Source organism: Streptomyces sp. BE20 (assembly GCF_036322525.1).
In the GTDB taxonomy this organism is placed as follows: domain Bacteria; phylum Actinomycetota; class Actinomycetes; order Streptomycetales; family Streptomycetaceae; genus Kitasatospora.
Genome location: NZ_JAQYWW010000836.1, coordinates 14,626 through 29,422 on the forward strand (window position 1 = coordinate 14,626; position 14,797 = coordinate 29,422).

Annotated in this window: 10 protein-coding genes and 2 pseudogenes; 6 read left to right on the forward strand and 6 right to left on the reverse strand. The window is 72.0% G+C overall.

The genetic code is table 11. From position 1 onward, the window contains the following. The first annotated feature begins 233 nt into the window (after positions 1–233). The 4 genes and pseudogenes from PUR61_RS17950 (at position 234) to PUR61_RS17960 (ending at position 6,740) form a co-directional block, all read left to right on the forward strand. Positions 234–683, forward strand: coding sequence for an SRPBCC family protein (locus tag PUR61_RS17950; protein ID WP_329879896.1), 450 nt, complete (start codon positions 234–236; stop codon positions 681–683). Between the two features lie 1,406 nt (positions 684–2,089). After that, positions 2,090–2,419, forward strand: coding sequence for a PAS domain-containing protein (locus tag PUR61_RS45395; protein ID WP_443035190.1), 330 nt, complete (start codon positions 2,090–2,092; stop codon positions 2,417–2,419). Between the two features lie 104 nt (positions 2,420–2,523). Then, positions 2,524–3,258, forward strand: a pseudogene (locus PUR61_RS45400) (GAF domain-containing protein); the annotation flags it as partial. Positions 3,259–3,374: 116 nt separating this feature from the next. Then, a complete protein-coding gene (locus tag PUR61_RS17960) occupies positions 3,375–6,740 on the forward strand; it encodes a hypothetical protein (protein WP_329879898.1) in 3,366 nt (1,121 codons plus the stop codon). Positions 6,741–7,357: 617 nt separating this feature from the next. Here PUR61_RS17960 and PUR61_RS17965 read toward each other — a convergent pair. Next, a complete protein-coding gene (locus PUR61_RS17965; RefSeq protein WP_329879899.1) occupies positions 7,358–7,951 on the reverse strand; it encodes a TetR/AcrR family transcriptional regulator in 594 nt (197 codons plus the stop codon). Between the two features lie 85 nt (positions 7,952–8,036). Between PUR61_RS17965 and PUR61_RS17970 the strand changes: the two genes are divergently transcribed. Both PUR61_RS17970 and ltrA read left to right on the forward strand, forming a co-directional pair. Further along, positions 8,037–9,101 (forward strand): saccharopine dehydrogenase, encoded by a 1,065-nt coding sequence (locus PUR61_RS17970; protein WP_329879900.1) that lies wholly within the window; start codon positions 8,037–8,039, stop codon positions 9,099–9,101. A 607-nt stretch (positions 9,102–9,708) separates the two neighbouring features. Next, positions 9,709–10,971, forward strand: a complete 1,263-nt coding sequence (ltrA, locus tag PUR61_RS17975; protein WP_329879901.1) for a group II intron reverse transcriptase/maturase — start codon at positions 9,709–9,711, stop codon at positions 10,969–10,971. A gap of 84 nt (positions 10,972–11,055) precedes the next feature. On the opposite strand, the pseudogene PUR61_RS45405 reads toward ltrA, so the two are convergent. From PUR61_RS45405 to PUR61_RS18000, 5 genes and pseudogenes are all read right to left on the reverse strand, one after another. Further along, a pseudogene (locus PUR61_RS45405) lies at positions 11,056–11,190 on the reverse strand (IS110 family transposase); the annotation flags it as partial. A gap of 102 nt (positions 11,191–11,292) precedes the next feature. Further along, positions 11,293–11,535 (reverse strand): 3-hydroxyacyl-CoA dehydrogenase family protein, encoded by a 243-nt coding sequence (locus PUR61_RS17985; RefSeq protein ID WP_329879902.1) that lies wholly within the window; start codon positions 11,533–11,535, stop codon positions 11,293–11,295. A gap of 316 nt (positions 11,536–11,851) precedes the next feature. Beyond that, complete coding sequence (locus PUR61_RS17990; protein ID WP_329879903.1) at positions 11,852–12,415, reverse strand: dihydrofolate reductase family protein; 564 nt, start codon at positions 12,413–12,415, stop codon at positions 11,852–11,854. Positions 12,416–12,681: 266 nt separating this feature from the next. Further along, positions 12,682–13,872, reverse strand: coding sequence for a protein-L-isoaspartate(D-aspartate) O-methyltransferase (locus PUR61_RS17995; protein WP_329879904.1), 1,191 nt, complete (start codon positions 13,870–13,872; stop codon positions 12,682–12,684). Then, positions 13,869–14,000: a hypothetical protein gene (locus tag PUR61_RS18000; RefSeq protein ID WP_329879905.1), complete on the reverse strand. Its 132-nt coding sequence runs from the start codon at positions 13,998–14,000 to the stop codon at positions 13,869–13,871. Before PUR61_RS18000 ends, PUR61_RS17995 begins: the two co-directional genes overlap by 4 nt. Positions 14,001–14,797: the final 797 nt, after the last annotated feature.

The window sequence follows — 14,797 nt, forward strand, 5'->3', positions numbered from 1 at the left end:
TACACCGCCTGCCGTCCGGCGGGGTCGTCAGCGGCGCGCCGCGCGGGCTGCGGGGCGGCCTGCCTGCGCCATGCGGCGGTCACTGATCGTGTCCGAGGTGGGTTCGCCGGGTTGCCGGGAGGCGTTTCAGGGGGCGAAATCGGTACTACCCCCCGACATGAGGGTCGGTGGGCGGGGCAGGTGTGTGCCCGGCCCACCGCGTGAGATACACCGATCCGAAGGTGAGTTCAGCGATGAGCAAGGTGCAGGAATCGATCGACGTGGACGTGCCGATCAGCGCCGCGTACAACCAGTGGACGCAGTTCGAGGAGTTCCCGATGTTCATGGACGGCGTCGAGGAGATCACCCAGATCGACGACCGGCACAACCACTGGAAGACGAAGATCGCCGGGGTGTCCCGTGAGTTCGACACCGAGATCGTCGACCAGGTCCCCGACGACCACGTCGCCTGGCGTACCACCAGCGGCGACGTGAAGCAGACCGGCATGGTCAGCTTCGAGCCGATCGACGCCACCCATACCCGGGTGATGATGGAGATGGACTTCCAGCCCGGCGGCATGACCGAGAAGGCCGCCGACCTGATGGGGGTGCTCGACCGGCAGGTGAAGGGCGACCTCAAGCGGTTCAAGCACTTCATCGAGAAGCGCGGCACCGCCACCGGCGGCTACCGCGACACCCTCTGACAGTGGTCTCCTGGCCCCCGCCGCGAAGCGGCGGGGGCGTCGTGCGTGCGCCGACGAGCCGACGACGGGCTTCGAGTGCCCGGCTCGACCGTGCCCGTCGAGCGCCCTCGCCAACGAGACGGCGGGCGGAACCGCCCCGGTGGCGGGCGCGGTCAGGGGTTGCGGGGGTGATTGAGCGGGGTGGACCGCCCGAAACCGAGGAAGTGGGAGAGGGCGTACGGCACGCTGTCAGGGTCGCGGGGCCGGGCGTCGAAACAGTCCCAACTGCAGAAAGACGTGGGATTCCAGCAGTCCAGCTGACGGCACTCGCCGCAGATCATGACCCGCGGCGGCCCATCGGTGACGTTCCGATCCATCGCGTTCACCCGCTCCGCGTCTCGCCCCGCCCCAAGGGTACGACGTGACCCCGCGGCTAGGCGTCGGCTAGGCGGGCCCCTGAGGTCGCCGGCCTCGCCACATCACGGCGAGGCCGGCCGTCCTTCGCTATGGCACCTCCTGCTGCGGACGCCTCCCGGCGAAAGCGCGCACCCGCGACCGCCGACAGCCTTCGAGGATTACCTCGACCAGCTGGGCATCGCGGGAATGCGGGAAACGGCTAATGCAGTCGACCTGGACAAGCTGAAATGCGCCCGACAGTAGCCGCTGTGAGTTCCTGCGCTGCGCCAAGGGCTGAACGGCCTCCGACCGGTGTACTCGCGAGTTCGGCCGGAATCATCCGGTTCATCCCTTGAAGCGTCGAGCCAGTGTTCTCGGTCGGGCCTCCAGCCACGATGGACGCCCGACAAGCCCTGACATGCGACTTCGTCGGTGCACGGGGTTCGTAGGGGTGCCCCGGGAGCCCCACCACATTCCGCCGCCTGTGACCAGGGTGGCGGGCCCGCCTCGCGGGTACTGCTGCCCGCGAGGTTCGCAGGACATGCCGAGATGGCAGGCAAGCACGACAATGGATCACAGTCCGGAGTGTCCGGCGCCCCGGGGTTGCCTCGGCGGCACAGGGCCCTGGCGAGTGGAGCGGGTGGAGGGTCCATGGAACAGGGGACCTACGACGGCCACGAAGCGCGGTCCGTCGACATCGTCGGCGAGGGGCTGACCGCACGCGCCATCGTGGATGAACACGGCACCGTGACTGGGTGGAGCGAGGGCGCCGAGCGTCTTCTGGGGTATGCGGCGGCGGACGTCCTGGGCCGTCCGCAGCCTCGCTGCTCGCCCGCACGCCCACCACGGAGGGTCTCCTCCCCTTGTCCGAGTTACCGAGGTGGAATGGCACGCTGGCTCTGCGCCACCGTGACGGCCGCAGTCTGCAGGTCAGGGCGTTGGCGCATCACCGGACGCCGGAGCGAGGAGGCGCCTCGTGGTTTCTCGTCTCGCCGCTGGCCGGGTCGCAGGTCCGGCCCGCGGACGAACCCATGGTGGCGTGGAGCTTCACCCAGTCCCCGGACCGCGCGCTGGCGCTGTACGACACCAGGCTTCGGCTGCGGCTCGCCAACGAGGACATGGAGCGGTATGTGGCCCTCAGCGAGTCGGACATGCGCGGGCTGCGGGTGAACGAGATCGTAGACGACGACGCGGGCGACCGGGCGGAGCAGGCCATGCTGCGGGTGCTGGAGACCGGCAAGCAGCACATCGAGACAGGGTTGCCGGGGAGACTCGCGAGCACGCCTGGTCGGTCCTCATGTCGCCGATACGGGACCGGGAAGGCCGTCTCCAAGGGGTGTGTCGCTCCGCGCACGACATGATGGAGCAGTACTGGGCCCGAAATCGCCTCTAGCTGATCGTCGAGGCCGGCACCCGCATCGGCAGCACGCTGGACGTGACGCGGACGGCGCAGGAACTGGCGGATGTGGCGGTCCCGAATCTCAGTGACTTCGTCAGCGTCGATCTGCTGACATCCCTCGACGATCTGCACGAGCCGGCCTGGGGAACGCCGACGGCGCGCGGTCCTCTCAGGCTGCGGCGCATGGCCCACCAGTCCGTGTATCCGGGAACCCCCGAGGCGGCCGTCGCCCCGGGCGAGGTGGACGAGTACCCGGAGAACTCCCCGCCAGTGGCGGGCCTGCGCTCAGGACGCACCGTGCTGCACCAGGTGACCGACCCCGCGATCAACGACTGGGTGACCCACGACCCGCTCCGGGCCTCCCGGATCCGCGAGTTCGGCTTCCACTCGATGATGGTTGTGCCCCTGTCGGCGCGCGGCGCCACCCTGGGCGTCGTCGTCTTCACGCGCCACCGGCATCCCGACCCGTTCCAGCAGGACGACCTGGTGCTGGCCGAGGAGCTGGCGGCCCGGGCAGCTGTCTGCATCGACAACGCGCTGCGCTACACCCGTGAGCGCCGTACGGCCGTCACCCTGCAGCGCAGCCTGCTGCCGCAGCGGCTGCCCGAGCAGACTGCCGTGGAGGTCGCCAACCGCTACGTTCCGGCCGGAGCCCGGGCTGGGGTGGGCGGCGACTGGTTCGACGTGATCCCCTTGTCCGGAGCCAGGGTGGCTCTGGTCGTAGGCGACGTCGTGGGCCACGGCATTCACGCCTCCGCCACCATGGGACGGCTGCGCACCGCCGTCCGTACCCTCGCCGACATCGACCTGCCCCCCGACGAGTTGCTCACCCACCTCGACGACCTCGTGGCCCACCTGGCCGCCGATGCGCAGGAAACTCGGTGGGAGGAACCGACCGCGCCGTCCAGAATGGCCGCATGCCGTACGAAGCCGATCAGTTGCTCGCCGACCTCGACCCGCTCTCCCACTCGGAGCGGCAACGCCATGTCGCCCGCAGGGCCGGGGAGATCGCCGTCGACGGTGCACTCCCGGCGCTGCTGGCCGACCTGGAGCGCTCCGGCGTGTACGGCCGACGGCTGGCCGCACTCGCCGCGTCGGCCGGCCGCGCCACCGGCCACCTCATCGAGCGGCTGACCGACCCCGACCCGGTGGTCCGTGGCCACGCCCTGCGCGCCGCCCATTCCCAGGGCGTCCCGGACGAGGCGATCGAGGCGGCCTTCACCGGCGCTTCCTGCGCCCTTCGCCGCGAGCTCGCCAGGGCTGTCCGGCGCGGTCGCCGGCACGGGCTCGCCGAGCGGCTGGTGGTCCTTCTGCGCGCCGAGTGGGGCGACACCGAGGCCGCCCGGCTGCTCCCCGCCTGCGGCCCCGGGTTCGTCGCCCGGATCCTGCCCGAGCTCGCGCACGCCGTACCGCTCGCCCCCCTCGCCGCCCGCTTCCCGGACGAGGTCCTGGACCACCTGGAGCGGGTCCTCGCCGAGCACCCCGAGGCGCTGCGGCTCGGGCAGCGGTACGCCTTCGCCGGCGTCCTCGGCGCCGCCGTTCGGGCCCGCCCCGGACGGGTCCTCGACCTGCTGGAACGGTTCGGACCGAACCTCCCGCTGTGGCACGACCACCTGCCGCCGCTGGCCGCCACGGACGCCGAGCGCACCGTCCGACTCCTCGCAGACCCGCGACGCGGCACGGTCGGCCAGTACACCACGCCGCCGTCGACGGGCACGCTGCGCCGGCTGGTGCGCGCCGACCCGCCCTCGCTCCCAGCCCTGGGCCGCCGATGGCTGGCCGCGCCCCGCTGCTTCGCCGCCCTGCTGCGCGCCCTCCCGCCGGGCCGGCGTGACGAGTTCCTCGACCTCGTCTACGCCGGAACACTCCCGAAGGAGGGCGAACTCCCGCTCCTGTTCCCGTTGTTCCCGCACGCCCGGCGCCATGCCGAGGCACGGCGGGAGGTCGCCGCGCACCGCGCGCAGGGCCACCCCTGGGCCCGGATCGCCCCCGCCCTGGCGTACCTGCCCACGGAGGAGGCCCAGCCGCAGTTGCGGGCCGCGCTCTCCCGCCCGGACGCCGACGACCGGGCCGCCGCCTGGACGGCCCTGTTCGCCAACGCGGCCGCCTCCGACGACCGGGCCGCCGTCCTGGACGCGCTCGGCCTGCTGCCCCGGCTGCGCAACGAGCAGGACCCGGTGCGCTGCGCGGCGCTGACCGCGCTCGTCCAGGTGCCCGCACGGCTGCTGACCCGCGAGGCGGTCCCCCTCCTCGACGCCGCCGTGCACGACGCGGTCGACGCCCGTGACTGCTCGTACGCCACCCGCGCCGCCCTGCAGCGGCTGGTCACCGAGGTGCTGCGCGAGCACGCCGTCGCCGACGGAACGGAGCTGGTCGCCTGGGCACTGCGGAGCCTGCGGCGGATCGCCGGGCAGACCGGCACGGTGGAACTCGGCCGCCTGGAGCACCGGCTGCGGCGGGGCCAGGAGCATGCCGTGGTTGCGACCCTGCGGCCGTGGCTGGACGCCATGGCCGACACCGCGGACTACTGGCTGCTGTTCACCCTGGCCCGCTCCCTCGGCCGACGCGCCCGCGGCGTCCCGGAGCTGCAGGAACTCCTGCTGCACGCCCTCCAGTTCGGGTCTGACGCGGCGTTCGGCACAGCCGCCGCCCTGTGGCTGGACGACCCGCGCACCCGAGGGGCCCGGGTCGCCGAGATCCTCGAACTCGAACCCTCCGCCGCCGTCCTGGCACCGGTGCGCGCCGTCCTGGCCGAGCAGCGCACCGACCTGCTCGACCCGCTGCTCGCCCCCACCCCGCCGTACGGGCGGTTCCTCAAGCGGCCGCACCGTGCGCCCCTGCCGGAGACCCGGTCGGCGGGCCGCTGGACGCCGCGCCAGTGGCGGGCGGCCGCCCGCCTCGCCGCCGCGGCGGCGAACGACGCCACCCTGCCACTGCACGGGCGTGCCGGGGCCGTCCACGCCGCCGCCGGGATCCCGGAGTACGGAGAGGTGGTCGTCCGCGCCCAGCTGGACTCCTGCGAGGTGGTGCTCGTCGAGGCGGCGCTCGCCGCCTTGGCCTGGACGGACCGTCCTGCCGACGCGCTGGGCGACCTCCTGGCCCACGCGGGCGGCGACCGCGCCCGGGTGGCGGTCTACGCGGCCACCCGGGCCGCCCGCTTCGCCCCGCCCGGCGACCTCGCCCAGCGGCTCGGCGATCTGCTGTCCGTGGCCCGGGACAGCAAGGTGACCAGCCGCAAGGAAGCCGTACGCCTCGCCGCGGAGCACTTGCCGTCGCGGGCCGCCGCCGACCTGCTGGTCGGCGCGTACCGCGTCGAGGGCCAGCACCGCGACGTGCGCGCGGCCGCGGTCGCCTTCGCGACCGGCCTGCTGGACGCCGAACCCGTGTGGGAACTGCTCGCCGAGGCCGCCGGACCGGCTGAGCCACCGGTGCGCCGCGCCGTACTCCGGGCCGACCCGGGGCGTCTCCCCGGGATCCACCGGGCCCGCTACGCCCACCTGGTGGCCTCCGTCGCCGCCGCGCCGGAGCCGGAAGTCGCCGCGCCCGCCCTCGCCGCACTGTCGTGGTGGGCCGTCTGGGCCCCGGGGACCGCGGACGTGGCCCGACGGGCCGTCACCGATCCGGCGAACCGAGGCGCGTGGCGGGAGGCGGCGGGCGCCGTCCGGGCGCTGGCCGCCTCCGGACTGCCGCACCCCCTCGGCGGCGCCGCCCCGGGTAGCCTGCTGCACGGCACCGTCGTAGAACTCGCCGCCGCCGCGCGGACGGACGCCCCCGAGGCGGGGGAGGACCGGGACCTGCCGTCCCGCCGGAGGCTGGCCCACCTCGCCGACCTGCCCGCGGACGACGACCACCGGCCGCTGCTCGCCGGCATCGCCGACCTGCTCGCCGCCGAACCCGACCTGGCGGGCATCAGGGCGGCCGCGCTGCGCGGCCTGGTCGACCCCGCAGCCGGGCCGCAGGCGCTGACGGCCGCGCTGGGCGCGCTCGCCGACGCCCATCAGGGCCGCCCGGCGGCGGCCGCGCTCACCGCACTCGCACTGTCGCGGGAGCACGCCTCGGGACCGCTTCCGCCGCCCGGGACGCTCGACGCGCTGGCGCGGACCGCCCGCCGGGACGGGGACACCGGCGCGGCCGCGGGACTGTTCGCCGCCGCGCTGACGGAGGCGTTCGGGGGCCGCCTCGGCTGGCCCGGGGAGTGGCGGGCCTTCCTGCGCGAGCTTCGCCGCCACCCGTCGGCGGACGTCCGCGAGCGCGCCCTCGCGGCCGTCACGCACCCGGAGTGACCGGCGCCCGGGCTCTCCGAGGCACGACGACCGCATCCCGGTGGTTCTCCCGGCCGGTCTGTACAGGTTTCCGCAGGTCGGCGTCGGCGGAGACCGGTCGGGCCGGCGGTGTCCGGCCGAGGTTGCCGAACAGGCCAGAGGCGCCGCCCCCGGCTACCGTCGGCGAGCGGATACTGCGCCCGCAGGTCGGCGGGCAGTGGTCGGCCGAGGCGGTGCTCGGCGTCCGCGCGGGCCGCCTCGGTCACGGGCGGGGCGGCGTCTCGGTGTGTCCCAGGGTGTCGGCACGCCGCTTCAGGCGGGCGCGGAGCCGGGTGAGCGCCGGGTCCGGGTCGCCCACCGGGCCGGCGGTGCCGGCATTCTGGGCGCACCCGCCGAGGAGAGCCGGTAGCCGTGGTTCAGGACGGCCAGGAGGCCCGGACGCTCTCCGTGTAGGCGTGAGACGACATCTCGGGACGCGTCCGGCGAGTACTCCCCGGACGGCCGGCACCGTGGGGGAGTCCTGTGCCCCCGCCGTGGTCCGCCGGGTTCGCGAACCGGCCGGCCCGGCCGGCCGGTGAGCAGGCCCGTCCGGCAGGCGGGTCACGTCAGGCTAGGACGACGTGTCCGCGTGTCCGTGGTCACCGGCTGTCGGTTCGGGCCTGGAGTCCGCCTACGACCAGGTCCGTCAGTGTGTCGGTCACATCGTCCTCGGACGCTCGTCCGCGGTTCAGTACGGCGGCGAGCGCTTCGGCCGCACCGAGCGCGCCGGCGCAGTACAGCCGGAGGGTGTCGGGCTCAAGGTGGGTGTACGGCCGCAGTGCGGCGGCCATCAGGTCCACATAGCTGTCGGTCATCTCCTGTCTGCCCGCCTCCATGTCCGGATCGCCCTTCAGCGCCGCGGAAACGGCGTTGAGCTCCGGCATGTCGGTGGCGCAGGCGAAGTACGCGGCGCTGATGACGCGGGCGACCTCCTCGACAGTGGGCGCGGCGTCCTGCAGTGCCTGGGCGACCGAGGCCCGGTGGCGTTCGTCGAGGCGCCGGTAGAGCGCGAGCAGCAGGCCGGGGCGGGTGCCGAAGTGGTCGTACGCGATCGGCCTGCTGACGCCCGCAGCCTCGGCGAGGGTGGCCAGCGTGAGCCCGTCGGCGCCCCGGACGCGCACGATCGCCATGGCGGTGTCGAGCAGCTGCTCCCGCCTGGCGGCCTTGGGCAGGCGGGTCGGTGCGGTCGCCATGGTCCTCCCTTGCTGTCGCCTTCCAGGCTATGCTACAAAACGTAGGTTACAAAACGTAGGTTGGTGATCGAGAAGGAGACTCACCATGGGACAGCCCAACTCGGTTCTGATTCTGGGTGGTTCGGGTCAGGCGGGCGCGGGAGCCGCCGCCGTGCTGCGCCGATGGCACCCGGAACTGCCCCTGACGATCGCGGGCCGTGACGTCGGCCGCGCGCAGCGGGTCGCCGACGGACTCGGCGTGGCCACCGCCGCGACCGTCGACCTGCGGCGCGGGGATCTGGGCCTCTCGGCCGACGGGGAACACCTGGCGGTCGTCGCCGCGCTGTGGGACGACCGGTTGCTGGGGCTGCGGTACGCGCAGGAGCGCGGGCTGCCCTACCTGAGCATCTCCAGCGGCCTGGTGGACATCGCGCCGGAGATCGTCGCGAGCGCCCAACGGCCCTACGGCTCACCGATCTTGGTGGCAAGTCACTTCTGTGCGGGGGTCGGTGTTCTGGCGGTGCTGTATGCCACCAGGGAGTTCGAACAGATCGACACGATTCGGATCGGCGCCGTCCTGGACGAGTTGGACGCCGGCGGCCCCGCGGGGCTGGCCGATCTGGAGCGATGGGCCACCGCCACCTCGGCCGGACTGGTACGCCGTGACGGCGTGTTCACCTGGGTCGCCGAACCCGATGCACGGACGGATGTGCCGAGTTCCGACGGGATCCTGGTACCCGGCCAGAGCATCGCCATCCTCGACGTGCAGAGTCTTGCCCTGGCGACGGGAGCGCCGAACGTCCGCTTCGACTTCGCCGTCGGTGAGTCCGCGCGTCGGCGACGCGGCGGCCCCGCCTCCGTCGAGGTCCGCATCGACGTCGAAGGAACCGGCCCGGGAGGGCAGCCGCGCAGCCTGCACCGCTACCTCGTCCATCCGGAAGGGCAGCGGCCGCTGACCGCGCTGGGCGTCGCCCTCGGTGTCGAGCGGCTGATCGGGCTGCGCGGCGAAGCCGTTCCGCCGGGCATCCACACCCCCGAGGCACTGATCGACGCGTCCTACGCGGCTGAGCGTCTGGCGGAAATCGGCGCCGAGTTCGTCGACGGCCCGGCGGCAGATGAACGCCTGGCACCGAAGAGCCGGGCCACTGCACGACCCGGCACACCGTCGTAGGGCGGACGGGGTCTGATAGCCGGGTGTGTCCTGAACATGGATGGGAGTTGGTAGTAGGGCAGCTTCTGGAAATGGTGCTGTGCGAGAGATGAAGGATTTCGGCCCTTCGGAGTCGCCCTGTGGGGGGAGGCTTCAAACCACCTCATGCTGCGTTGGCTGAAGACCGTCGTGGTGAGCGATGAGGAAAAGGCATCCAAGAGGTGTCAGGTGGGGATCGGGAAGACGAGCGCAAGCGAATCGCTGGTGACGTGTCGAAAACAGAATAGACGACATCGAAACCGAGGCGCTCCGGTTTGTCTCGGGATGAGTCTGGCGGGAGCCCACCTATTGGCCAGGCGGTGTCCGGCATGAAGGCGACGTGAGCCCGGTCTGCTGCTCTCGCATGGAACAGGAGAAGGCGTGCTCCGACACTGTCCACCCGGTACGGGTGGCGAGAGGGAGCGCCCCAAGCGGCCGAAACCGCATGGGGTTGAGTACCGACGCGGAGTGCGCCGGCGGACCGGTCCGTAGTAGTGATGAAGCCTCTGTAATGGAGGTGGAGCGAAGGGGCCGGGTCGTCCGTGACCGTGTATGTCGTATCAACCAGAGGTCTTCTGGGAGGAATTCGATGGGCCGGTTGAAGTCACAGGCCAAGCCGTTCGAGATTTCAAAGTGGGAAGTGAAGGAGGCATGGGAGGAAGTCAGGGCGAACAAGGGTGCTCCGGGCGTGGACGGCGAGTCCATCGAAGAGTTCGAGAAGGACCTGAGGAACAATCTCTACAAGGTCTGGAATCGAATGTCGTCGGGCTCTTACTTTCCCTCTCCGGTGCGCGCGGTAGAGATTCCCAAGCCTCACGGTGATGGCATGAGGAGGCTCGGCATTCCGAATGTCTCCGACCGGGTGGCGCAGACCGTGGTGGCGCGGTATCTGATGCGGCGGGTGGATCCCATCTTCCACCCGGACAGCTACGGATACCGGCCCGGACGGTCGGCGCTGGACGCGGTCGGGGCCTGCCGGGAACGCTGCTGGAAGCGCGACTGGGTGGTCGAGATCGACATCCGGAAGTTCTTCGACAGCGTCCGGTGGGATCTGCTGGTCAAGGCTGTGGAAGCTCACACCGACGCCGTCTGGGTGAATTTGTATGTGCAGCGATGGTTCGCTGCTCCCATGCAGATGCCCGACGGCGCCTTGCTGGAACGGGAACGCGGGACGCCCCAGGGCGCCCCGGTGTCTCCCGTGCTGGCGAACCTGTTCCTGCACTACGCGTTCGATGTGTGGATGAGCCGGGAGTTCCCGAACGTCACCTTCGAACGTTACGCGGACGACGCGGTGCTGCACTGCGTCACCGAGCGCCAGGCCCGCCAGGTGCTGGCCGCGCTCCGGAACAGGATGGAGGAGGTCGGGCTGGAACTGCACCCGGCCAAGACCCGGATCGTGTACTGCCGGGACGCGAAGCGCCAGGGTTCGTACGAGCACATGGAGTTCACGTTTCTGGGTTACACATTCCGAGCCAGGGCAAGCCGGACCCGGAGTGGGCAGACGTTCCTGTCCTTCTCGCCGGCGATCAGCAAGGACGCCCTGAAGAAGATCAGTGCGGAAGTCCGCTCCTGGCGGCTGCAACACCGCACCGGCTCGACCCTCATAGACCTCGTGCGGCGGATCAATCCCGTCGTCGCGGGGTGGATCAACTACTACGGCCGCTACGGCCGTTGGGTACTGATCCCGTTCCTTCAGCGCATCAATGCCTACTTGGTGCGTTGGATCCGCAGGAAGTATCGACGGCTGTCGCCGTTGCGGAAGGCCATTGCGAAGCTCCAGGAGATCGCCAAGCGGTATCCGCGGCTGTTCGCGCACTGGCCGGACACGACACTGGCGGCGTTAGCCTGGTGATCAGGATGACAAGAGCGGAGTGACAAGAGATTGTCACGCTCCGATCTGCGAGAGCCGAGGGGTGAGATTCCCCTCGGCTACTCGACTCAGCAGCGTCGACGGCCCGGCGTCGGTGAGGTCCAGGGCCCGGTTCAGCGCGGGGAAGATGCCGTTCAGGAGGCTGCGGAGCCGGTTGACGGTGCGGGTGCGGTCGGCGACCAGGTCCGAGCGGTGGGCGGAGCGTCTGTGCCTTCGACCGGGCGCCATCGGCACCCGGTCGTCCGGCCGCAGCCGCCGTGCCCGCAAACGCGGTCTGTGCTTGGGTCTCCGACGCGTCCGGGTTCAGCCGGCGGTGGGGTAGTCGTAGAAGCCTTGCCCGGTCTTGACGCCGAGGTGGCCCGCGTCGACGTGCGTCCTCAGTAGCTCGCGCGGGCCGGCGGGCAGGTCGGGGCGTTCGGCGGCGTAGTGTTCCTCGATGTCCAGGCCGACCCGGTCCATCATCCGGAACGGGCCGGCGGGGGTGCCCATGTTGATCTCCCACATGCGGTCGGTGGCCACCGGCTTGCGGCCACGGTGATCCGTCACCGGCCGAACATCGGCCGGGACGGCGGGCGGGTGCCCTAGTTCCGTCCCGGCCGATCCGGAGGGAGGCCCCGGAGGAGCCAATACGGGGTTCGTCAACGGACCCGGGCCGCGTTCGGGAGGTGCTGACGGGCAGCATGGCGGGATGTCGGATCTACAGCGGGACATCGCCTCGCCGGTGGCCTTCGAGGCCACCGGCCCGGGGTCGGATCCTCCTCGATGCCGATCGCCGACAGCAGGTCCCGCTGCTCCTCCTCCAGGCCGCGCCAGCCGGCCCGCCGGGCCTGTACCCGCCGGCCGACTACTCCAGAACGGGCGCTCAGCGCCTCGTCTCGTACCTGGTCAGGACCACGCCGCAGGGAAGCGTCCGGGTCTCCACCAGGTTGAGGTTCACCCAGTTGTCCAGCGCGGTGAAGAAGGGCGTGCCGCCGCCCACCAGGACCGGCGCGGTGGCCAGTACGTACTCGTCAATCAGCCCGGCCCGCATGGCCGCCCCGGCGAGCGTCGCGCCGCCGATGTCCATCGGGCCGCCGTCCTCGGCCTTGAGCCGGGTGATCTCGGCGACCGCGTCGCCGGTGACCAGACGGGTGTTCCAGTCGACCTTGTCGATCGTCGAGGAGAACACCACCTTCGACATGTTCCGCCAGCGACGAGCGAACTCGATCTCCGCCGGGGTGGCGTTGGGCTGCTGGTCGCCGGTCGGCCAGTAGGAGCTCATCGTCTGCCACAGCTTGCGCCCGTACAGCGTCAGGTCGGTCGCCTGCAACTGGTCGGACCAGAACTGGAACAGCTCGTCGCTCGGCACGCTCCAGCCGATGTCGTCGCGGGGCGCGGCGATGTAGCCGTCCAGGGTCAGGTTCAGGCCGTAGATCAGTTTCCGCATGGCACCAGTCTTCCGTGAGCCGGTCCCACGCGTACAGACCGGCGCGCCGCGGGAGACTCATCGGTGCGCGAACCGAGCTCACATGTAGTCCTCGTGGTCGGTGGCTCAGACATCGCCCCAGGAAGCCCGGCCCTTCGACCGGCGGCTGCGCAGACGAGCCACCCTTGTGAGGACGGCCTCTACGGCGGATTTGCCTGGTAATCACCCACAACGCTCTCGTTGGCCGCCGGCCCCCAGCCGGCGGGACCGCTGCGCCGTGCTGGGCGTCAGCGGGCGGGCGGGCTCCAGTGGTGGTCCGGGTCGTCGAGCCACACGGTGCGTTCGCCGGAGCCGGTCACGGTCAGCCCGTACCGCTCGTATCCGGGGTGCTCGGCTTGCTCCCACGCTGTCCAGGCGGCATGGATCTCGTCCCACAGGCGCCGCGGCCCGCTCTGGCGCACGTCGAACTCGACCGCGCCGGGGACGGAGTCGACGGTGGCCCAGGACGTCACGGCGGTGTCGAAAAACCACCAGGTCACCGTGTCCCCGTACGGGGCGCGCCGGTAGTAGAGGTCCGGCAGGCGGCATCCGATGGCGAACTGCGCGAGCCAGGAGGCCCTGATGGCTTCCGGGTCCAGGCCGGTGGCAGACGCCTCGGCGTCGCCGGGCCAGTCCCCGGGCAGGTAGGCGTCCACGGGCGGGGCCTGGTAGCGCTGCTGGCGCATCCGCATGAAGTCCGAAGAGCCGGTGAAGCGCCCGCTCGCGCTCCGGTGGTCGTCGGCGACCCGCAGGCGGGCGACGGCGCCGCCGCCGAACAGCGTCGTGCTCGGGGCGACGATCAGCCCCCCGGGGCGGGTCTGGTCGAGCCAGACGGCGGGGACGTCGGTGACCAGGCTCGCGCAGGTGGCGATCAACCGGTCGGCCGGCTCCGCCCCGCCGGTATCGGGCTGTGCTCCGTCCCCGGTCAGGACCCGCAGACCGCCCAGGCCCGCCGCCGCCAGGTTCGCGCGGGCGAGGTCGGCCACCGTCCTGTCGATTTCGACGCTCATCACCCGCTCCGCCCCCAGGCGGTGTGCCAGCAGCGCGGCGTTGTAGCCCGGGCCGGTGCCGACCTCCCGTACCCGGTGACCGTCCTCGACATCGAGGTCACCGAGCATCAGCGCCACCATCGTCGGCATGCTCAGGCTCGATGTGAAGTCCCGCCGGCCCGCAGCCTCGTCGCCGTCGTCCCACTGCGTGATGGCCGGGGTGTCCCGGTAGGCGCCGGCCAGCCACCCGTCCGGATCCGAGCCGCGGTCGCGCGGCACCGCGCTGCCCTCGACGAACTCCCAGTACACCGGCGGCAGGAAGAGGTGCCGAGGGACGGCCTCGAACGTCTCACGCCACCGGGCGCTCAGCGCGCCTGCGCCCGCGAGCCGATCGGCGAGCGCCCGCCGTTCGTCGGCTCCGAGGTCGGCGTCTGCCTGATCGGTGCTCACTTGTGCTTGGGCTCCGGCTTGGGGTTCTGACCGTCGGGGCTGGGTTCGGGCCCGATCTGCGGACCGCCCGGCTTCGCGTGCGCGCCGCCCCCGCCGTCCTTCGGACCGCCCTTGTTCTCGTCACCCATCGTCAATCCCCTCTCACCCGACGAAACCCCCATCGTCGTGCGCAGCCGCCACGGGCCGCAAGACCACCCACCCGTCCCGTCGGCGCGGGCGTACCGGGCAGGTGCGGGGCCATCGTCGTCCTGCCGGACTCCTTGTCGGCGGTCTCGCGGGTGCGGTGTCAGCGGGAGGCGGCTCCACGTCACCGAATGCTTACAGGAAGAGCCGCAGGCGAGGCCCTGTAGCTGCGCCGTCCGTACGTGCGTGAAGAGCGCTGCCGACCACGGCCTGCACCGGGCCGCCGAGACCTTGGCCTGGCCGAGGACAACTGACCGCACCGGGCGAGGTGCCGACCTCACCGCCGTACGGGAGAACGCTCTCCGCTCTCGGCTGCGCGCAGCTGCCTGGATTGCGTCGGGGTGCGCGCCGTGCCATGTTCGCGGTTTTCCACGACGCCCGGCACGCGAGCGGGTATCAGTCTGTCGTTGCAGCCGCAGCCGCAGCCGCAGCCGCAGCCGCAGCCGCAGCCGCAGCCGCAGCCCGGTCCGGACGGGCGGGACCGCCGCGGGTGGCCTGCTGTTCACGCGGAACGTCCAGGAGGAGAGGACGGCCAAGTACGGAACGGCCTCCGACCACCGGATGGGAGTGGTGGTAGGTCAGGGACCGGCCCGGCCGGGTGGCGGCCCCGGGCCCGGCGGGCCGGCGGGGGTCAGAGCGGGACGCTGGCGAGCATTCGGAACCGGCCCGTCCCGGTGTCCGGGACGGTCAGCTCGCCGTCGTGGGCGGCGAGGCGCTCGCGCAGTCCGCGCAGCCCTGTCCC

Bases quoted from the DNA above. Each gene is read 5' to 3' on its own strand.
- PUR61_RS18000 (WP_329879905.1), bottom strand. From the start codon at position 14,000: ATGGGTGACGAGAACAAGGGCGGTCCGAAGGACGGCGGGGGCGGCGCG.
- ltrA (WP_329879901.1), top strand. From the start codon at position 9,709: ATGGGCCGGTTGAAGTCACAGGCCAAGCCGTTCGAGATTTCAAAGTGG.
- PUR61_RS17965 (WP_329879899.1), bottom strand. From the start codon at position 7,951: ATGGCGACCGCACCGACCCGCCTGCCCAAGGCCGCCAGGCGGGAGCAG.
- PUR61_RS17950 (WP_329879896.1), top strand. From the start codon at position 234: ATGAGCAAGGTGCAGGAATCGATCGACGTGGACGTGCCGATCAGCGCC.
- PUR61_RS45395 (WP_443035190.1), top strand. From the start codon at position 2,090: ATGGTGGCGTGGAGCTTCACCCAGTCCCCGGACCGCGCGCTGGCGCTG.
- PUR61_RS17960 (WP_329879898.1), top strand. From the start codon at position 3,375: ATGCCGTACGAAGCCGATCAGTTGCTCGCCGACCTCGACCCGCTCTCC.
- PUR61_RS17990 (WP_329879903.1), bottom strand. From the start codon at position 12,415: ATGCGGAAACTGATCTACGGCCTGAACCTGACCCTGGACGGCTACATC.
- PUR61_RS17970 (WP_329879900.1), top strand. From the start codon at position 8,037: ATGGGACAGCCCAACTCGGTTCTGATTCTGGGTGGTTCGGGTCAGGCG.